The sequence below is a fragment of the Streptomyces sp. NPDC048018 genome (assembly GCF_043202995.1).
Classification (GTDB): domain Bacteria; phylum Actinomycetota; class Actinomycetes; order Streptomycetales; family Streptomycetaceae; genus Streptomyces.
Genome location: NZ_JBIDBK010000003.1, coordinates 245,342 through 264,259 on the forward strand (window position 1 = coordinate 245,342; position 18,918 = coordinate 264,259).

20 protein-coding genes are annotated in these 18,918 nt (G+C 72.0%); 12 read left to right on the top strand and 8 right to left on the bottom strand.

Going from position 1 to position 18,918, the window contains the following annotated elements:
• Window positions 1-21 precede the first annotated feature (21 nt).
• A complete protein-coding gene (locus ACGF1Z_RS12435) occupies window positions 22-885 on the bottom strand; it encodes a YqjF family protein (RefSeq protein ID WP_393002862.1) in 864 nt (287 codons plus the stop codon).
• 511 nt (window positions 886-1,396) lie between these two features.
• On the opposite strand from ACGF1Z_RS12435, the gene ACGF1Z_RS12440 reads away from it, so the two are divergent.
• The 3 genes from ACGF1Z_RS12440 to ACGF1Z_RS12450 all read left to right on the top strand — a co-directional run bounded on the left by ACGF1Z_RS12440 (window position 1,397) and on the right by ACGF1Z_RS12450 (window position 4,705).
• Window positions 1,397-2,296: an NAD-dependent protein deacetylase gene (locus tag ACGF1Z_RS12440; RefSeq protein WP_393002864.1), complete on the top strand. Its 900-nt coding sequence runs from the start codon at window positions 1,397-1,399 to the stop codon at window positions 2,294-2,296.
• Between the two features lie 301 nt (window positions 2,297-2,597).
• Window positions 2,598-3,638, top strand: a complete 1,041-nt coding sequence (locus ACGF1Z_RS12445) for a vWA domain-containing protein (RefSeq protein ID WP_393002866.1) — start codon at window positions 2,598-2,600, stop codon at window positions 3,636-3,638.
• 419 nt (window positions 3,639-4,057) lie between these two features.
• Complete coding sequence (locus ACGF1Z_RS12450; RefSeq protein ID WP_393002868.1) at window positions 4,058-4,705, top strand: class I SAM-dependent DNA methyltransferase; 648 nt, start codon at window positions 4,058-4,060, stop codon at window positions 4,703-4,705.
• A 234-nt stretch (window positions 4,706-4,939) separates the two neighbouring features.
• Here the strand turns inward: ACGF1Z_RS12450 and ACGF1Z_RS12455 are convergent, their stop codons facing one another.
• Entirely contained in the window at window positions 4,940-5,578 is a 639-nt protein-coding gene (locus ACGF1Z_RS12455) for a TetR/AcrR family transcriptional regulator (RefSeq protein ID WP_393002870.1), read from the bottom strand.
• A gap of 117 nt (window positions 5,579-5,695) precedes the next feature.
• Here ACGF1Z_RS12455 and ACGF1Z_RS12460 point away from each other — a divergent pair, with 117 nt between their 5' ends.
• Window positions 5,696-6,115, top strand: coding sequence for a DUF4345 domain-containing protein (locus ACGF1Z_RS12460; protein WP_393002872.1), 420 nt, complete (start codon window positions 5,696-5,698; stop codon window positions 6,113-6,115).
• A gap of 400 nt (window positions 6,116-6,515) precedes the next feature.
• Here the strand turns inward: ACGF1Z_RS12460 and ACGF1Z_RS12465 are convergent, their stop codons facing one another.
• Window positions 6,516-7,184 (bottom strand): hypothetical protein, encoded by a 669-nt coding sequence (locus ACGF1Z_RS12465; RefSeq protein WP_393002874.1) that lies wholly within the window; start codon window positions 7,182-7,184, stop codon window positions 6,516-6,518.
• Window positions 7,185-7,538: 354 nt separating this feature from the next.
• Here ACGF1Z_RS12465 and ACGF1Z_RS12470 point away from each other — a divergent pair, with 354 nt between their 5' ends.
• Entirely contained in the window at window positions 7,539-7,928 is a 390-nt protein-coding gene (locus tag ACGF1Z_RS12470; protein ID WP_393002876.1) for a tyrosinase cofactor, read from the top strand.
• Between the two features lie 23 nt (window positions 7,929-7,951).
• Complete coding sequence (locus ACGF1Z_RS12475; RefSeq protein WP_393002878.1) at window positions 7,952-8,779, top strand: tyrosinase family protein; 828 nt, start codon at window positions 7,952-7,954, stop codon at window positions 8,777-8,779.
• 398 nt (window positions 8,780-9,177) lie between these two features.
• On the opposite strand, the gene ACGF1Z_RS12480 is transcribed toward ACGF1Z_RS12475, so the two are convergent.
• Complete coding sequence (locus ACGF1Z_RS12480) at window positions 9,178-10,542, bottom strand: NAD(P)/FAD-dependent oxidoreductase (RefSeq protein ID WP_393002880.1); 1,365 nt, start codon at window positions 10,540-10,542, stop codon at window positions 9,178-9,180.
• Window positions 10,543-10,598: 56 nt separating this feature from the next.
• On the opposite strand from ACGF1Z_RS12480, the gene ACGF1Z_RS12485 reads away from it, so the two are divergent.
• Window positions 10,599-10,745: a hypothetical protein gene (locus ACGF1Z_RS12485; RefSeq protein WP_393002882.1), complete on the top strand. Its 147-nt coding sequence runs from the start codon at window positions 10,599-10,601 to the stop codon at window positions 10,743-10,745.
• Window positions 10,746-11,002: 257 nt separating this feature from the next.
• On the opposite strand, the gene ACGF1Z_RS12490 is transcribed toward ACGF1Z_RS12485, so the two are convergent.
• From ACGF1Z_RS12490 to ACGF1Z_RS12505, 4 genes are all read right to left on the bottom strand, one after another.
• Window positions 11,003-11,188, bottom strand: a complete 186-nt coding sequence (locus ACGF1Z_RS12490) for a hypothetical protein (RefSeq protein ID WP_393002884.1) — start codon at window positions 11,186-11,188, stop codon at window positions 11,003-11,005.
• 226 nt (window positions 11,189-11,414) lie between these two features.
• The gene (locus ACGF1Z_RS12495; RefSeq protein WP_393002886.1) at window positions 11,415-11,654 is read right to left on the bottom strand and encodes a hypothetical protein; all 240 of its coding nucleotides are present in this window, start codon (window positions 11,652-11,654) and stop codon (window positions 11,415-11,417) included.
• Between the two features lie 113 nt (window positions 11,655-11,767).
• A complete protein-coding gene (locus tag ACGF1Z_RS12500; RefSeq protein WP_393002888.1) occupies window positions 11,768-12,187 on the bottom strand; it encodes a hypothetical protein in 420 nt (139 codons plus the stop codon).
• 2 nt (window positions 12,188-12,189) lie between these two features.
• Window positions 12,190-12,534, bottom strand: a complete 345-nt coding sequence (locus ACGF1Z_RS12505; protein ID WP_393002890.1) for a PadR family transcriptional regulator — start codon at window positions 12,532-12,534, stop codon at window positions 12,190-12,192.
• A gap of 1,101 nt (window positions 12,535-13,635) precedes the next feature.
• On the opposite strand from ACGF1Z_RS12505, the gene ACGF1Z_RS12510 reads away from it, so the two are divergent.
• From ACGF1Z_RS12510 to ACGF1Z_RS12530, 5 genes are all read left to right on the top strand, one after another.
• Window positions 13,636-15,024, top strand: coding sequence for a rhodanese-like domain-containing protein (locus tag ACGF1Z_RS12510; RefSeq protein WP_393002892.1), 1,389 nt, complete (start codon window positions 13,636-13,638; stop codon window positions 15,022-15,024).
• Window positions 15,025-15,292: 268 nt separating this feature from the next.
• On the top strand, window positions 15,293-15,889 hold the full coding sequence (locus ACGF1Z_RS12515; protein ID WP_393002894.1) for a rhodanese-like domain-containing protein: 597 nt from the start codon (window positions 15,293-15,295) through the stop codon (window positions 15,887-15,889).
• Window positions 15,886-16,785 carry a sulfite exporter TauE/SafE family protein gene (locus tag ACGF1Z_RS12520; RefSeq protein WP_393002896.1) on the top strand — a complete coding sequence of 300 codons (900 nt, stop codon included), beginning with the start codon at window positions 15,886-15,888 and terminating at the stop codon, window positions 16,783-16,785. Before ACGF1Z_RS12515 ends, ACGF1Z_RS12520 begins: the two co-directional genes overlap by 4 nt.
• 77 nt (window positions 16,786-16,862) lie before the next feature.
• Complete coding sequence (locus ACGF1Z_RS12525) at window positions 16,863-17,129, top strand: metal-sensitive transcriptional regulator (RefSeq protein WP_393002898.1); 267 nt, start codon at window positions 16,863-16,865, stop codon at window positions 17,127-17,129.
• A gap of 276 nt (window positions 17,130-17,405) precedes the next feature.
• Window positions 17,406-18,611, top strand: a complete 1,206-nt coding sequence (locus tag ACGF1Z_RS12530; RefSeq protein ID WP_393002900.1) for a PP2C family protein-serine/threonine phosphatase — start codon at window positions 17,406-17,408, stop codon at window positions 18,609-18,611.
• The last annotated feature ends 307 nt before the right edge of the window (window positions 18,612-18,918 follow it).

An 18,918-nucleotide genomic window follows, 5' to 3' on the forward strand; every position in this document is an offset into this window, starting at 1 on the left:
CGACGGAACCGCCCGGGTCGTTCAGGACCCCGACGACGCTTCCGGCGGAGTCGCAGACGTGGGGGCAGCCGCCACTGACTCCCGGGCCGGCGCCGAGGCCTGGGCCGGGATGCGGGGCGGGCCGCCGAAGCGGACCGGGACGCCCGGCGAGTAGAGCACGCTGACCGGCCCGCCGGGCGGGCGGATCAGCCCGGCCGCGGCCAGCAGGTCCTCGTCGTACGACAGCAGCTCGGCGCGGTGGAGCGGCCAGCGGGGATGCGCGTTGGGAAGGTACAGCGGACGCCCGAAGCAGGTGCTGTGCATGCCCCAGCGGGCGGTGAGGAAGTGTTCGAGGTCGGTGGGCTCCGCGATGCGCTCCCCGACCCGCACGGAGAGGGCACTACGAGCGCCCCGCGGTCCCGGCCAGCGCCGGTGGCTGCTGTACGTGAGGGTGTCGCCGTCCCGTCGGACGGCCATCTTCGACCAGACGTACGGGATACGGAACGCCCAGCGGCCGATCGCCACGGGGATGAGCCGGGAGGCGTCGAGCGAGCGGAAGACCACGCCTCGGCGCCCGTGCTCGTCGACGGAATAGAGCCGGACGTTCGTCTCCGGGAAACTGCCGAGGTACGGAATGCCCGGCAGGCGGAACCAGCCGACGCGGTGCATCCGGAAGGCGACGAGGCCGACGTACGTGACCCCCGCGTGGGTGTCAGGCACGGTCCCGGCCGGGAGCAGCGGCGCCACGTCCGCAGGATCGAAGGCCCAGTGCAGAAACGCCAGGTCGAGCCACGACTGGGTGAGCAGCGCGGGCTTCGCCTCGTGCCGGGGATCGGCGGTTATGGGTTCGGGTCGGGGTACGGCGCCGGGCGCCGGCGGCACGACTCGCGAGGGGGGCGGCTGCATCGCAGCAGTATGACAACCCGCGCGGAAGCGGCGCCGCACCCCGAGGCTCCGATTGCCAGCCCGGCCGGGGGACGGCCGAGTCCGGGGCCGGACCCGCCGGGCCCGGAGACGGGACAGCCTTGCCCGCGGTCGGCCGAATCCGGGGACGGACTTTCCCGGGTCCGGGGACGGACCTTCCCGGGTCCGGAGGCGGGGCAGCCTCGTGCCCGCGGCTGTCCGGGGACGGAGTGCGGCCGAGCCCGGGCACGGAGGCAGACGAGTCCCGTGGTCACGGAGGCGGCCTGGCCCGTGCCCGGGCCCGGCGAGCCCGGGTGGTCCCTCGGCTGATGGCGTTGGGGGGGGGCGTCACCCTCCGCGAGCAGCCCGGCCTCGCGGCGTGGCGGAAGCCGGTGCGGGCGTGATGGCCTCCCGGCCCGCCCCGCCGGCGTCTCTCCGGGCCGGTCCCGGTCACCGGCGCCGGGTCCCGTCGGCGGCACGGGCGATTGCCCGGGTGGTTGCGTACCCTGGCCGCATGCGCACGCGGCCCACCTTGAGCTGGACCCCCACCGAGGACCTGCCGCCGGGTACCACGGACCTGGGGCCGGTCGCCGACGCGCTCGGCGCCGGCAGAGTGCTGGTGCTGAGCGGCGCCGGGATCTCCACCGAGTCCGGCATCCCCGACTACCGGGGCGAGGGCGGCAGCCTGAGCCGGCACACCCCGATGACCTACCAGGACTTCATCGGCGGCGTACAGGCCCGCCGCCGGTACTGGGCGCGCAGCCACCTCGGCTGGCGCACCTTCGGCCGGGCGCGGCCGAACGCCGGGCACGGGGCCGTGGCCGCGTTCGGCCGGAGCGGTCTGCTGGCCGGTGTGATCACCCAGAACGTCGACGGGCTGCACCAGGCCGCCGGCACCGAGCGCGTCGTGGAACTCCACGGGAGTCTGGGCCGGGTCGTCTGTCTGTCCTGCCAGGCCGTCATCACGCGGCACGAACTCGCCGGGCGACTGGAACAGGCCAACCGGGGCTTCGAACCGGTGGCCGCCGGCATCAACCCCGACGGTGACGCCGACCTCACCGACGAGCAGGTAGGGGACTTCCAGGTGGTGCCCTGTGCGGCGTGCGGCGGCATCCTGAAGCCCGACGTCGTGTTCTTCGGCGAATCCGTCCCCCCGCAGCGGGTCGAGCACTGCCGCACGCTGGTACGCGAGGCGAGCTCGGTGCTGGTGCTCGGCTCCTCCCTGACGGTGATGTCCGGGCTGCGGTTCGTCCGTCAGGCGGCCGAGGCCGGCAAGCCGGTGTTCATCATCAACCGGGACCCGACGCGAGGCGACCGGCACGCCGTCAGCCGCGTCGCGCTCCCCCTCGGCCTGGCCCTCACCGGCCTGGCCGACCGTCTGGACGTCCCTCTCGACACCCCGTCGGCCTCCTGACCCCGTCACCCTGACCCCGTCGGCCCTCCTGACCCCGGCCCCCTGACCCCGGCGGCCTCCCGCAGGCACTACCGCGGCCGCCGCGTCCGGGTACGGGCCCCGGAGCACGATCCGGCCCCTGATGCGACAGCGGCCCTCCGACTCCCTCTCCCCTCTCCCTCCTCCCCCTTCTCCGCCCCCATGGGTGAGTTCCGGCGCCGCCCCCATGGGTGGGCTCCGGCGCCGCTCCCGTGGCCGAGGTCGACTGTCAGTGGTGGGTGAGACGGTAGGGGTACCGATTCGGAAAGAGGGGGAGCTACCCGTGTCCGGAAGCCAGAACTACATCAACCACGTTGCCCTCGTGCTGGATGCCAGCTCGTCCATGTCCCACCTGAGCGGCAAGGTCGTCGAGGTCGCCGATCGCCAGATCGAGTATCTCGCCCGCCGCTCGCGGGAGTTGGACCAGGAGACCCGCGTCACGGTGTACGTCTTCGCCGACAAGGTGGAGTGCGTCGTCTACGACAAGGACGTGCTGCGGATGCCGTCGCTGAAGCAGCTGTACCGGGCCGGCGGGATGACCGCGCTGCTGGCGGCCGCACTCAAGTCGCAGCGCGAGCTCGCCGAGACGGCCCAACTGTACGGGGACCACAGCTTCCTGACGTTCGTGCTGACCGACGGCCAGGAGAACGCGAGCCACCGCTGCCCCGACGCCCCCAGCAAGAAGCCGCGGGAGCTCGTCGAGGCCGTGGCCGGGATGTTCGAGACGCAGCAGGACAACTGGACGGTCGCCGTCCTCGTGCCGGACCAGATGGGCAAGCGCGAAGCGATGCAGTGCGGATTCCCGAAGGACAACATCGCCATCTGGGACGCCACGAGCACGCAGGGCCTGGAGGAGGCCGGGCAGGTCATCCAGGAGGCCACCGAGAAGTTCATGGTGGGACGTACGAAGGGCATCCGCGGGTCCCGGGCCGTGTTCTCCGTGGGCGCGGAGGCCGTCAACAAGGACACCATCAAGGCGGCCGGACTCACCCCGGCGGATCCGTCCGCCTACCAGTTGGTCCCGGTGACGCGTGACGTGGCGATCCGCGAGTGGGTCGTCGAATCCGGTCACACGTACCGCACCGGCTGCGCGTTCTACGAGCTGAGCAAGTCCGAGAAGATCCAGGCACGCAAGCAGATCGCGGTGCTCGAGAAGAAGACGGACCGTGTGTACACCGGACCGGAGGCCCGCGCCCTGCTCGGCCTGCCGGACGTCGAGGTCCGCGTCAAGCCCGACCACAACGACGATTTCACCATCTTCGTCCAGAGCACGAGCGTGAACCGCAAGCTCGTGCCCCAGACCCGGCTGCTGATGATGATCTGACGCCTAGGAACCCGGGTCCGGGCGTCCGCAGGCATCGCCGCCCCGACGCCCGGCCCCGGAGTCGCCGACGAGGAGGACGAGGCATGCCGTGGACGCGGCCTCGTCGCCGGGCGGTATCTCCCGGGCGCGGGCTCCGCGGAACAGGTTCTCACCGGGGTGCGGCGGGGGAGGAAGGCGTGAGGGGAAGGCGACACCGGGGGCGACGCCGATGATGTTCGGTCACGCGGACGAGTGGTGGGTGCTGCTGACGGCCCGGGCGCGGCGTCACGGCGTGCCGCCGGGGGCGGGCCTGTGTGGGTACACCTGGTCTGCACGCGACGGGCGAGACAGGGCCGGGCACGCGGCGGGCCCGGGCGGCCCTCGCGCCGGGTTTCACCGGCGACCCGCACGCGGGCCTGCCGGGCAGCTACGGTCTCCGGGTGACCGAACTCGACTCCTTGAGCGCCACCAGCAGGGCCTACGACGCCGTCGCATCGACCTACGCGGAGATGTTCCACGACACCCTGGACGAACGCCCCTTGGAGCGTGCCCTGCTCGGCGCCTTCGCGGAACTGGTCCGGGCGAGCGGCGGCAACGTCGCGGATCTCGGCTGCGGACCGGGCCACATCACCGCCCACCTCCATGGGCTCGGCCTGAACGCCTTCGGTGTCGACGCCTCCCCCGTGATGGTCGGGCTCGCTCGCGAGGCCAACCCGGAGCTGAGGTTCGAGATCGGCTCGATGGGCGCGCTGGACATCGGCGACGGCACTCTCGGCGGGGTGCTCTCCCGCTGGTCCGTCATCCACACGCCACCCCAGGACCTGCCCGTCGTGGTGAGCGAGATGGCCAGGGTCCTGGCTCCCGGCGGCCACCTGCTGATCGAGTTCCCCGCGACCGACGGGCCGCACCACGAGACGCAGGCCTACGACCACACGGTGGTGACGGCCTATCGCTGGTGCCCCGACCGCCTCGCCGGTCTTCTGCGCGCCCATGGCCTGCAGGAGTCGGCCCGGCTGGTGATCGAGCCGAAGCCGACCGACAAGCGGCAGTTCCGAGAGGTCCAACTCCTCGCGTACAAGGCGTCGTAGCCGGACAAGCCCTCCCCCGGACCGCCGCCCCGGCCGTCCGGCCGCCGGGTTCGGACCACCTCCCGGCGGGGACGGGGATCTCCCGCCGGGAGGCCCCGCCGTCGCCCCCGGCAGCACGGCCGCGCATCCGACGAGAGCTCCGCGGCTCATCGGTCGGCGGCCTGCTGCCACCGTGCAGCGCAGCCGGCCGCGCGAGGGGTTTCTCGCCGCGCCGGCAGGTCTGCCGTGTCGCGCTCAGGGCCGACCGGTCCCGTCGGGCCTGTACGGTGGCAGGCCTTCGGGGGCCGGGTCCTCGCTGAGCAGCGGCCGGAGGGCACCGATGACGGCGCCGATGCAGACGTCGCGCAACTGGGTGCGCGTACAGGTCTCGTGGGTGAGCCAGTCGACGCACAGCACCTGGACGAAGACCAGCCAGCTCTTCAGGACGCCGGACACGGCCTCGCGGGCGCTCTCGTCCGCGAGGGGCAGCACGGCCAGCAGACGTGCGCGGAGCGCGTCCAGTTCGTCCGTCATGATCGTCTGGATCACCGGATCGCCCGCGAGGACCCGGTTCGCGGTGAGCACGGCGTTGCGGTTGGCCACGAAGTAGTCGAGATGGACGTCCATGCCCTGGGTGAGCTGGTCGACGAGGGAGTCGGCGGGGTCGAACCGCGTCTCGGCGAGCAGTCGGTCCGCCGCCTGCTGGTAGACGGCCGCGAAGAGGGCCTGCTTGCTCGGGAAGTGACGGTACAGCAGGGCCCGGGAGACGCCGGCCCGCTCCGCGACCTCTTCCATCAGCACGTCCACGTAGGGGTGCGCGGCGAAGAGGCGTGCGCCGACGGCGAGGAGCTGGGCGCGGCGTTCGGCGGGAGTGAGTCGCTGGCGGGGAGGCACGACCGCATTCTAGTTGACATGTGTCTACCGGCGCGCCAACGTAGTAGACGCATGTCAACCAGACACGTGCGAGGGCGGGCACCCCGGCCGTCCGGACCGCAACCCCCGGGAGGGGCCATGGGCAAGGCTCTGCGCGCACTCACTCTGCTGATGGGCTGGGCCTGCGTGGCGATCGGCCTGCTCCACGTGGCACTCGGCAACGCGGCGATTACCGGCGCCGAGTCCGCCGGCGCGACCGTCGACAGCTGGGGCCGGTTCATGGGGGCGAGCTTCGTCGGCTATGGCCTGTCCTGGCTCTGGGCCGCACGACAGCGTCCGATCCCCGCCCAGGCCGTGCGATGGCTCGCCGGCGTCTTCCTCCTGGGCGGCGTGGGCCGGCTGATCTCGCTCGCCGTGGAGGGCGAGCCGCACGGGTTCCAGATCGCCCTGACCGTGATCGAACTCGTCCTGCCGCCGGCCTTCTTCCTGCTGGCCGGCGCCGAGGAACGGGCCCTGCACGGGAACGTGGCGGGCGCGTCCGGCGCCGTCGGGCCATGAGCACAGCGACGCCGACCGTCGGCGCGTGCGCATCGAACTGATATCCCGCCCCTGAGGTGACGCAGCAGCTCGGCTGCACCCCGCCGGCAGCGCCGGCGCCCACCCGGCGCTCGTGCCATTCCCTGAGGACGCCGGGATGCTCGCCGTCGAGTAGCAGAACACCCTCCTCGCGCCGGTCGTCGGCCGAGGCGACCGCACCGAGACGGTCGGCACCGCGCTCCGGCGCTGACCCACCCTGAACGTCGGGCTTCCCCGGCCACCCTTCGGACGCGACGCTCGCCGACTCCCCGGCGGCCGCCCTACGGGCCGCCCGCAACCCGTGCACGGACAGCTCTTCACGTAGACGCCGTAGACGCCGTAGACGCCGATACAAGCCGATCCACGCTGCCGGCGGCGGTCGTCACCAGTCCACGTGCGCGCCGATCCATGCCGCCATCCCGTCCTCGTCGCCTGCGGGCGGCAGTTCGGGGCCGCAGGCGAGAGGGGTGCACGACAGCTGAAGGTGCGTGAGGTAGCCGTAAGGGCCGTTGTCGGGTGCCGGACCCAGGACGACCGCGTGGCCGGCGGTGCGCCAGACGCGTTGCGTCAGCCGCGGTCCGGCCGCCAGGGCCTCCGAGGAGAGCACCGTACGTTCCGGGGACGCGCCGAGGTGGTCACCGACCATCTGCGCGGCCTGCGCGAGGAGGTCTTCGCAGTCCCGGGCCGTAGCGGGGCGTCGGCCGCTCCACCCGGGCAGCTTCTGCCACGCGTCGAGGAGGCCGTTCAGCCAGGACGCGTTGGCCAGGCTCTCATCGTGCGGGTCCACCGGGTACAGCTCGCCGAAGACGAGGAAGGCACGTGCGTCCGGGTCGCCGAACGGGCTGAGGGTTTCACTGCACATCACATGCCCGTGAGCCGTGCGGTAGGAGTCGCAGACGAGCCGGTCCTCCCCCTCCCAGCCTCTCCGCCGCACCTCTTCGCCGACCGCGTCCTCGTCGTCTTCCGGGACGGGCGGCGCGGCCGGCAGGCCCAGGAACTCGGCGACGGCTTCCACCGTCAGGGGGCGATGGGCGAGGGCATGGACGGTCATGCCGCTCACCCTAGACGCCGACCGCGATCGTCCGGCTGCCGGTGGGCGACGCCCGCGATCGCATCGGATCCGGACAGTCTGACGGGGTGGGGGCCACCACACGCCATTCGTCACCTCGAAAGATCATCCACCTGATGATCACTTCCTCCGCAAGATTTTCACGTCCGGACGGCTTTCCGTGCCGGGACAGCAAGATCACCTTCGTTCAAGTCTGGACTTTTCGGGGTAAGTTGTCCGGTTCACGACCAACCGGATCTCGCCGATTTCCGCTGAGCCCGCACGCCCCCGTACTGATGTGAGCTGCCGGGGGCATATGACCAATCCCCCGGCCGCACAGACCACTAGGGGGTTTCCATGTCCAGCATCACCCGCCGCAAGGTGCTCGGTGTCGCCGCAGGCGCCGCCGGGGCCGCCGCGGGCCTCGCACTCGCCGGGTCCGCCGTCGCCGCTCCGCTCTCCGCCGGCCCGGCCGCGGCCGCCGCTCCGGCGGAGTTCGACGAGGTCTATCTGGGGCGCCGCATCAAGGGCGGCCCCTCGCACGGCGGCGGTCATCACGGGGGGCACCACGGGGGCGGCTACTCCGTCACGATCGACGGCGAGGAACTGCACGTCATGCAGAACGCCGACGGCACCTGGATCAGCGTGATCAACCACTACGAGCCCGCCGCGACGCCCAAGGCGATTGCCCGCGCGGCCGTCCGCGAACTGCAGGGCGCCCCGCTCGTACCGCTCACCCTCGCCTGATCCGACCCAGGAGCCGCACCACCATGACCGTACGCAAGAACCAGGCCACGCTCACCGCCGACGAGAAGCGCCGCTTCGTGAACGCGCTGCTCGAGCTCAAGCGGACCGGCCGCTACGACACCTTCGTCACCACGCACAACGCCTTCATCATGAGCGACACCGACACCAGCGACCGCGTGGGGCACCGCTCGCCGTCGTTCCTGCCCTGGCACCGGCGCTTCCTCATAGAATTCGAGCAGGCGCTGCAGTCCGTGGACAGCGCCGTCACCCTCCCGTACTGGGACTGGACGGCCGACCGCACCTCCCGTTCCTCGCTCTGGGCCCCCGACTTCCTCGGCGGCACCGGGCGGGCCCGCGACGGCCAGGTCCTCGACGGGGCCTTCGCACGGACCGGGAACCGCTGGACCGTCAACGTCCGCGTCGACGGCCGTGACTACCTCCGCCGCGACCTGGGCGCCGGCGGGCGGCAGTTGCCCACCCGGGCCGAGGTGGACTCCGTCCTCGCCATGGAGACGTACGACACGGCTCCCTGGAACAGTTCCTCGGACGGCTTCCGCAACCACCTGGAGGGCTGGCGCGGGGTGAACCTCCACAACCGCGTCCACGTCTGGGTCGGTGGCCAGATGGCCACCGGCGTCTCTCCGAACGACCCGGTGTTCTGGCTGCACCACGCCTTCATCGACAAGCTGTGGGCCGACTGGCAGGCGCGCCACCCCCGGTCGACCTACCTGCCGGCCGCGGGCACGCCCAACGTCGTCGACCTCAACGACACCATGCGCCCGTGGGGTGACGTGACACCGGCCGACATGCTCGACCACACCCGCCACTACACCTTCGACACCGCCGCCTGAGCCGACGGCTCCTGCTCGTCGGGGCGCTTCGCACGCCCCGACGAGCCGTGCCGGACTCCTCACCTGCCCGCACCCCGGTTCGCCCCTTCGGCCGGCCGTGCCCCCGCCGCCCAAGCGGCGCCGCGCGCCTGTCCACCCTCCGCGGGGCCGGCCGGGCGCAGTCCGCTTCTCACCGCGCGCAGGAGCGGGCACATGTGCGCGTGGCGCGGCCTCGATGAGTTACGCCGCCGCCCCCTGGATCTCCTGGCCTTTCCGTTCCGGGCGGACAAGGGCACCGCCACTCCCCGGCGCACACTCACCATGCGCCGAACCGCGACGAACCCGAGTCCGTCGCCGCCTCGATCCGCCGTCAACTGGCGCACAACGTGACGCAAGTTGAACCGGCCCGCCGAACGACGTCACACCCGCCGACCGCGCCTGCCGCGACGGAGCGCCCGGCGGGCCAGTGTCCTGCTGCCGTTGAAGAAGTCGTTGAAGCGGTCCAGCCCCGAGACGGCTCGGAGGACGAACGGCTGCATCAGCAGCGACATCGCCGGTGAGTACTTCGAGGCGTCCGACCAGATGCCGGCGAGGTCCTCCGGCATTTCGCCGTCGACGATGTAGTCGGCGAGTTGGTGGGCCACGTACGGCACCTGACAGAGGCCGTGGCCGTTGCAGGCCATCGAGTAGAAGACGTTGTCGCCCACCTGCCCGGCGACGGCCAGCCAGTCCGGGCTGATGCCGATCCAACCGCCCCAGGCCCGCTCGATGGCCACGTCGGACGGCGACGGGAACCGGTTGGCCAGATCCTTCCCCATGTCCTGCACGACACGCGGGTCCGGGAGGCGGTCCGGGAGCGGGTAGGTCTGGCCTCGCTGCGCTTGGCGGACCCCGCAGACGATGGTGTTGCGCTCGGTGAGCCGGTAGTGGGTCATCAACTGGTGCTGGGTGATGATGCCGGATCGGCTGGTCCAGTCCAGCGCGGCGAGCCGCTCCGGCGCGATGGGTTCCGACTCGATCTCGATGACGTACAGCGGCGTCGCGTTCTTGGGCGTGATGTCCCACTCGCCGCCGTAGACGCTGGTTGCGAGCACCACCTTGTCGGCCCGCACGGTGCCGTGCGGTGTCGTGATCTCGACGGTGCTGCCCGTCCGCCGGACATCACTCACCCGCGTCTGCTCGAAGACCTCGGCGGAGGAAACGAGCAGCGCGCGGCGCACACCACGAGCGAGCTTGCCCGGGTTCAGCATCCCGCCGATGGATTCCCGCATTCCGCCCACGAAGCCGGCGGGAAGGCCGAGCTCTTCTCGGCTGCCGACGGTCCCGTGCCCACCGAAGGCGCGCAGGATCGCCGCCTGGGTGCGCACCCTGAGCATCATGAGGGGTGAGACCGCACCCCACACCAGGCCGTTCGCGACGTAGTCGCAGTCGATGTCGTGCGTCTTCATGAGGTCTTCCACGTAGCGGCCCGCGTGCTCCGCCAGTCTGGCCATGATCGGCATCTTCTTCGGGGACTGGAGGGTGAGCATCCGGAGGTCGCCACCCGGCGCCCCGGCGATCTGGCCGCCGTTGCGCGAGGCCGAGCCGTAGCCGCAGAACTCGGCCTCCAGCAGGACCACGTCCTGGTCGCGCTCCGCGAGGCGCAGGGCGACAGCCATGCCACCCATGCCGCCGCCGATGACGGCGATGTCGCAGGTGAGGTCGCCGTTCAGCGCGGGCTGCACGTCGTCCGGCGGGTCGATCCAGCCAGTGAAGTCGCTGTATTTCGTGCCGTCGGTCCTCATGCTGCCCTGATTTCCTTTGGGGAGGGTATGTCCTGTTTCACGCACCGCGTCAAGGCATGCTCGGCATCAACCTCGCCCGCGGCGTCGACGCGTACCTCACTGTCGCCCGCCACGGCCGCGGCCAGAACGACACCGAGCACCTGCTTTCCCTGAGGACGGTGCACGGCGCACAGGCCGGCCGCGTCCTCGCGCTCATGCGCTGACCGAGTGGGGCGCTGCCTCACCGAGGTCCCACCCCACTCGGTCAGCGGGGAAACGCCCTCACGGCTGAGGCGTGAGACGCCGTCGAGGGGTGCGAAGTGGTGCTCATGGGATCGGGACTCCCCGGGATCGGTCCGGCCGGCTGTTTCGGCCGAGAGCTCCCCGATAAGCCGCTGGGGCCAGCCGTGACATGCCACGCGATCCCGTTCAGGACCCTGCGGTCGTCCAGCCGCTTCCGCCCCCGCAACGGCTCGGGCTGTCACAGCCGGCCCGGGCCCTCGCCCTCCCGCGGCAGCCATTCCCGGACCGAAGGAGCTCGGTCAAGGAGCCGCCTGACCTGCAACCCCTCTTCGCGTGAGGTCACCTTCGGCAGCGGGGTGAAGTCGTCGGGAATCACATCCAGCAGGCTCAGCAGACGTTCTCCCGTACGCAGAGTGATCAGCACGACCCAGCGCGTCTTTCCGTCAGGAGTTCTCAGGCCACCCCGCCGGACGGGGGAGACCGGCGAGGCCGTGGTGCTCGTCACGACGGGGGCGTGGCGAGCGGAACGAAGCGTCGCACGGCCGGCGAATCGCCCCGGGGGCGGGGACACCTGAGGTGCGGTCACCGGCCGTGCGAAGCCCTCGTGGCCGACGAGCGGGCGTTCGCCTGCGGTGCTGTCCCCCGGCTGATCAGGTGGTGCGGCGGCGGGCCCGGATGGCGATGACCGCCGTGTCACAGATCATCGCCACGGCCCCGAGGACCACGAGCGGCCAGGTGGCGTCCGGCGGAATGTACTCCCAGGTGACGCCGGCGGTGATGCCTGTGGCGAGGGCTACGCCGGTGCCGGACGGGTAGCGCAGCGGGATGGTGAGCTGTCGGCCGGGTCCGGGTTCCGGTCCGGCGGCGGCCGTGGGATCCTGTACGGACATCTGGTGCTCTCCTTTGCGGTGGTGCCGGGTGGTTCCGCCGCTCCCACGGTTCCTAGGCCGAGAGGGGAGCGGCGGACTGCTGTGTGGGACGAGGAGGACCGCCCGCGTGCCTGTCATGTCCGGCCGAGTTTTGCGCTGAGCGACCGAACCCCTATCACTCCGGCGCGAAGGCTCGTGTTGATCACGTAGCGGCAGCGGAAGAGGAAGGGCCTGGTCCGTACGTCGTACCAGTCCGCCGCGTACTCCCGCTCGTAGCGCTCCGGGTTTCCGGTGAGCATCGCCACGAGGGAAAGCGTGCGGGGCAGTGAGCGGTTCGTTCCGTGCTTCTGTGCGGCCAGGGTGGCTCCGACGGCCCAGGCCGTGAAGGTGATGGCGCTCGTGTAGCGGAGGATCGCGCCCCAGGGGCCCAGCTCGTCGAACTCGGCGTTCCATTCTTCCCGGTATCGCCTCGCGTGCTCGTATCCGGCCAGGAGCAAGATCGGAAGCACGCAGATCGCGACGAGCGGTCCCCAGCGGTGTTCGTGCTTCTCCACGATCACCCTCCGATCCCGCCGGTGGACGGGCGGAGTCGCGCGGAGGTGGCCCCTCCGTTGTAGGCCTGCGCGAGGGCGAGGCGGGCGGTTTCCGCACCGTCCGGGGTGAAGCGGTAGTAGCGCCGGGCGGGTCGAGGCGGGTCGGTCTTCTCGATCTCGCTCGGGTCCTCCCAGTAGGACTCGAGCCATCCGGCGTTCTCGAGGCGGGCGAGGATCGGGTGGATCGTACCGGGGGCCAGTCCTGCGGCGTCGGAGAGCTCAAGGCCGTAACGGGCCTTCGCGGGCGTCTCCAGGAGGGTCCGCAGCACCAGTTGAGTCTGGAGCGTCATGCGCGGAGACTTAGCCATGCTCAAACTCTAATATGGCGGCGACCTGCAAGGCAATACGCAGAGTTGAGTGCCCGTCACCCAGGATGCCCACCACGGACCGGAGGTACGGGCATCGATGCCGGTCACCGGCGGTTCCTGCCCTGCGGTCCCGTTCTCACGTTCGATGGCGACGTCGCGGTGGCCATCGGCGCCCGGGCGGCGACGATGCCCCCTCTTCCGCGACGGCGGCGGCCGGCAGGGCGTGGGGGCGCCGGCTGGTGCGGAGCTCGCGCGGAGCATGACGGGGGGAAGCGCACCGGGGGTACATGCCTGGAGCCTTGCATCGCGGAACGGCCGAGCCGGGTCTACAACGCCGCAGGAGCCGGGGCGTCGACGCACACCGGGGGCTCCCGGTCCGCGACTTCGGTCGATCGCTCCGGCGCGCTCACGGCATCTCGCCGGGCGCGCACCGGACTTCGGCGCTTCGAAGGGGCGAGCAGCGGCACACCCGAGCCCCGGGGCACCAGGCCGCCACGCTCGGCACGGACGGCCGCGCCGTCGACTGACGCCGAGTCGCCCGATCGGCCTGAGGCCGATCGCGGAACGCCTCCGTGGCGCATCCGCGAGGGGGCGGCGAGGCGGTCCGCCTCTTCGGTGACGGCGGGGAGACGACGAGAGCGGAAACGCCGGGGCGGGACACGGTCCGGTCACCTGCCACAGGGCCGGGACGACGAGCCGTGCGGCGATCATGCCGTGCCGCGCAGTGCCCCCTTCTCGCGCCGCAGGCCGGTCGACAGTCACCGACCGCCCGGGCCACCGACCGGCCGATGCCCGGCATTCGCGCCGGTCACCCCAGGTCAATATACCCCCACCCGTATTTTGCGTCCGCGTACTGGATACCCATGGGGGTATTTGACATCGCCGGGAAGACCCCCTTACCGTCGAATGCGTAAATACCCATGGGGGTATCGAGACGGCGCGAGTGAGCCGAGCGCTCCAGCCGGACCGCAGGCAACAGCCGCACGGGATGCACCGGTTGCCGTGCCGCGCCGGCCGGACCGGTCGCGTGGGCATCTCCGCCCCGTCTCCGCCCCCCGCATCCGCTCGGATGCGCGCCCCTACCCCGTCGAAGGTTTCGTCGTGTTCTTCACCCAGTACTACCTCGACTGCCTCTCCCAGGCGTCGTACCTGATCGCCGACCGGACGACGGGGCAGGCCGTCGTCGTCGACCCCCGCCGTGACGTCTCCGCCTACCTGGCCGACGCCCAGGCGCACGGATTCACCGTGGTCGGCGTGATCAACACCCACTTCCACGCGGACTTCGTCGCCGGGCACCTGGAACTGGCCGATCGCACGGGCGCGTGGATCGGCTACGGCCGCCGGGCCGAGACCGAGTACCCGATCCGGAAGCTGGCCGAGGGCGAGCGGATCGCGCTCGGGGACGTCACCCTGCAGATCATGGAGACGCCCGGGCACACCCCGGAGTCGATCAGCGTCCTCGTCTACGAGCACGCCGAGGACACCGTCCCGTACGGCGTCCTGACCGGCGACGCGCTGTTCATCGGCGACGTCGGCCGCCCCGACCTGCTCGCCTCGGTGGGCGTGACCGCCGGGGAACTCGGCGCGATGCTGCACGACAGCGTCCAGAACAAGCTCATGGGCCTGCCCGACGAGGTCCGGGTCTTCCCGGCCCACGGCGCGGGTTCCGCCTGCGGAAAGAGCCTCTCCACCGCCAGGCAGTCCACCATCGGCGAGCAGCGCGCCACCAACTACGCCTGCGCCCCGATGGGCCGCGAGGAGTTCGTCGCACTCGTCACCGCAGGCCAGCCGGCCGCTCCCGGGTACTTCGCGTACGACGCCCAGCTGAACCGCAAGGACCGCGCCCTGTACGACGCCACGGCCGCGGCGCGGTCGCTCTCCCCCGCCGAGTTCGCCGAGCTGAGGCGCTCCGGCGCGGTGGTGGTCGACGCGCGGTCGCCGCAGGAGTTCGCCGGCGGCCACCTGCGCGGCGCGGTCAACGTCCCGGTCGAGGGCCGGTTCGCCGAGCAGGCGGGCACCGTGCTCGACCCTGCCGACCGGCTGCTCGTCATCGCGCCGGAGAACCGGGAGGAGGAGACGGTCACCCGCCTCGCCCGGATCGGCCTCGACCGCACGTTGGGCTACCTGCGTAACCCCGAGAAGGCCCTGGAGGCGCTGGCCGACGAGGTCACCCCCGCGAGCCGCCTCACCGCCGCGCAGCTGCGTGCCGCGCTGCGCGGCGATCGGCCGCCGCTCGTCATCGACGTGCGGAGTTGCGGCGAGCGGGGCGAGAACGGCTTCATCGACGGCGCCCTGCACATCGCACTGAGCGAACTGCCGGCCCGCACGGACGAGCTCCCCGCCGACCGCCCGCTGGTCGTGCACTGCGCCGGCGGCCACCGCTCCTCCATCGCGGCGAGCCTGCTGCGGCACCGCGGCTTCGGGGACGTCTCCGACGTCCTGGGCGGCTACGCCGCATGGGCGCTCACGGCCGAGCCGTCCCAGCCGTGACGCGGCTCTGACCCGCCTGGCACCCCGCGGACGCCCTTGCGGCACCCGTCCGAGGGCGGCCGGCCCCGCCCCCGCGGATCCACCAGGGCCTCACCCGAGCAGGAATATACCCCCCGGGGTACCTCTCGGTGCGGGGGCCGGCTTCAGCCCGCCCCTCGCACCTTCCCCCTCACCCCTTCCCCCCTCCCCGTTCCCCTTCCGGAAATCGCCCGCCCCGGAAATCCCCCTCCCGAAAATCTCCCCTCCCTTCCAGAGACAGGAGCACTGCATGTCCGAGCACTCCACCCAGACCGCGTCGATCTCTCCCGCCGCCCTCCATCGACTCGTCGAGGAGGGGCACGCACCGCGCATGCTGGACGTGCGCACTCCGGCCGAGTTCCGCACCGCGCACATCCCCGGCTCGTACAACGTGCCCCTCGCGACCCTGCGCGAGCACCGGGCCGAGCTGCTGTCCCACCTCGACGAGGAGGTGGTGCTGGTCTGCCGCTCCGGCGCCCGCGCCGAGCAGGCCCGGCAGGCGCTGACGGAGGCGGGCCTGCCGAACCTCCGCGTCCTCGAGGGCGGCATGAACGCCTGGGAGGCGACCGGAGCACCCGCGAACAGGGGCGACGAGCGGTGGGACATGGAGCGACAGGTCCGGCTCGTCGCGGGATCCCTCGTGCTGGTCACGGGACTGGTGGGCGTGTTCGTGCCCGGCGCACACCTGATCGGCACGGCCGTCGGCGCCGGTCTGACGTACGCGGCGATCAGCAACTCCTGCGCCATGGGAGTGCTGCTGTCCAAGCTCCCCTACAACCGCGGCCCGCGCACCGACATCCGCACCGTGATCGCGGAGCTGCAGGGCGACCTGCGGGCCAAGCCGTGATCGTCCTGATCGTCGCCGCGTCCCTGCTGATCGGGGTCAGTCTGGGCGTCCTGGGAGGCGGCGGATCGATCCTGACCGTCCCCCTCCTGGTCTATCTCGCCGGACTGGACACCAAGGAAGCCGTCGCGACGTCCCTGTTCGTCGTCGGGGTCACGAGTCTGGCCGCGCTGGTCCCGCACGCGCGCGCCCGTCGTGTGCACTGGCGCACGGGAGCGGCCTTCGGCGCGTTCAGCATGGTCGGCGCGTACGGCGGCGGGCGGATCGCGGAGCACGTCCCCGGTACGGCGCTCCTCGTCGCGTTCGGCGTCATGATGCTCGCCACGGCGACGGCGATGCTGCGCCGCCCACGTGGGCCTGCCGGGCCGGGGCCGCAGTGTCGGCCGGCCTCGCCGGTGCGCATCGCCGTCCTCGGCGTGGGTGCCGGTGCCGTCACGGGCCTGGTGGGATCGGGCGGTGGATTCCTCGTCGTACCGGCGCTCGCGATCCTGGGCGGGCTGCCGATCGGCATCGCCGTCGGCACCTCGTTGCTCGTCATCGCGATGAACTCCTTCGCCGGTCTGGCCGGACACCTGTCGGGCGTGCACCTCGACTGGGGCCTCGCCCTCACCGTGACGGCGGCGGCCGTCGTGGGCAGCGTCGTCGGTGCGCGGTTTTTCGCCCGGCGGATTCCCCAGGAGGCGATGCGCAGGGCGTTCGGCTGGTTCGTCGTCGTGATGGGTGCCCTCGTGCTCGCCCAGCAGCTCGGCGGCGGCTTCTGGGGGAACCCGGCGGTGTGGGGCGGGCTCGGCGGAACCGCCCTGGCGGTCGGCGGCTGCACCCTCGTCGGAAGGCGCCGGGCCGGCGGCCCGCCGCACGGTACGGGCGCAGGGCGCACCGAGCCGGTCGCGGAACGCTGAAATATACCCGGCGGGGTATTCTATTGGGGACGACGACCAGGTAGACGGAACGTGGGGGCGATCGGAGGAGGATCTCCGTGCAGGTGGAAGCAGACGTCGTACGACCCGTCCTGAACCGGCTGCGCCGGGCGCAGGGACAGCTGGCGGCCGTCATCGCGATGATCGAGGCGGGACGCGACTGCAAGGACGTCGTCACCCAGCTCGCCGCGGTGTCACGCGCGCTGGACCGGGCAGGCTTCAAGATCGTGGCCAGCGGCATGCGCCAGTGCCTCAGCGAGAGCGCCGCCGGGGACCCTCCCATGTCGGAGGAGGAACTGGAGAAGCTCTTCCTGACCCTCGCCTGATGCCCGCCCGATCCGCACCGCAGGGGGCGGGAGGCGCGGATCAGGACGGCAGAGCGGGAGGCGGCGCCCGGCACGGGCGCCATCGGGCCGGCCGCAGTCCCGCCGCCCGCGTGCGGCGGGTGAGCGGGCTCCGTCCGGAGACACGCTCGGCGCGCACACCGCCCCGGCCCTGAGAGACCATGCTTGGCAGAGGGCGACAACGCTGACGTCTTCCGTCCCACGCGAGATCCCGGTGCCTCGACGGGAACGGGACGGGCGACACCGAGGGAGGCTGACGTGGCACCTGAGCGCTTCGGACTCACGGAGGTGCTGGCTGCGGCGGAGGAGGTCGCGCCGGGCGGCTCCCTCCACGTCGTGGCACGCGACCTGCGCGAACGCTTCGCGGCACGCTCGGTGTCCTTCCTGATCGTCGACATCGTCGGTCAGTTCATGGTGAGGGTCAGCCGGGAGGAGGCGAGCGCCCAGCAGCAGCGCCGGGCCTCGGCCGAGCAGGTCCCCCTCGCGGGCAGCGCCTACGAGGAGGTGCTGCGCAGCCAGGAGGTGCTCTGGCTGCGAGACGCCGATCAGGGCTACCGCGTGCTCGCACCGGTCACCAACCGCGGAGACACCATTGGCGTGCTCGAACTGTCCCTGGCGGAGCTCGGGAAGGGGGTGCTGGAGCACGTCGCGGAAGCCGCACACGCACTGGCGTACCTCGTCGTGACCGACCGGCGCTTCACCGACCTCTACCACTGGGGCCGGCGCACCACACAGGTGAGTCTGGCCGCCGAGATCCAGCGCCAGCTCCTGCCCTCGGCATCCTGCTGCGAGGCCGCCCAGTTCGCCCTCGCCTGCGCCCTGATCCCCGCCGACAGCATCGCCGGCGACACCTACGACTACACGGTGGACGACGACGTGCTGCACGTGTCCGTCACGGACGCCATGGGACACGACATCGACGCCTCACTGATGGCCACGCTCCTGGTCAGCGCCTCCCGACGCGCCCGCCGGGCCGGGGCCGACCTGGCCGAACAGGCCCAGAGCACCCATCGGGCCCTCCTCGACCACGGCCATGACTTCGCCACCGGCCAGCTGATCCGGATCGCCCTCGACGGCAGCGGAGCCCAGCTCGTCAACGCCGGCCACCCCCGGCCGCTCCGCATGCGCGACGGCAAGGTCGAGGAACTCCGCCCGGTGGTCAACCTGCCCTTCGGATTCCCCGAACAAGGCGTCTACCAGGTGCAGGACCTCGACCTGCGCCCGGGCGACCGCCTCGTGCTCTACACCGACGGGATGCAGGAGCGTCGCGCCGCGTCCGTCGACCTGTCCGCACTCCTCCACGCCACCGCGCGCGAACATCCGCGCACGGTCGTCCGCGCCCTCACGGCAGCCGTGTCCGTCGCCTGCGACCGGCACCTCCTTGACGACGCCACCGTCCTGTGCCTGGACTGGCACGGCCCCCGAGCCGGGCCTCGACACGCCCACGCCGGGGCCGACACCTGACCGACGCGGCGTTCGGCCGGCGGTCCGGGCAGTTGCGCGCGAAGGGCCGTCGCGGGTCAGGGCCTGCCGGGCCGACCGGGGCGCCGCATGCCTTCGCGGACGGTCTGGGTCTGGTGGGCGGTCCGGGCCGCCCGGACGCCCTCGCGGGCGGTCTGGGGCCTGCCCGACCATCCCGGCCGTGCGGGAAGTCTGGGCCTTCGCGGGCCGTCCCGGGCGGGCTGGGGGTTGGCGGGCAGTCCATGCGCTCCGGGCTGCCACGGACCGCCCCGGCCGTGCAATCCGTACAGGCCGTCATCGGCCGATACGG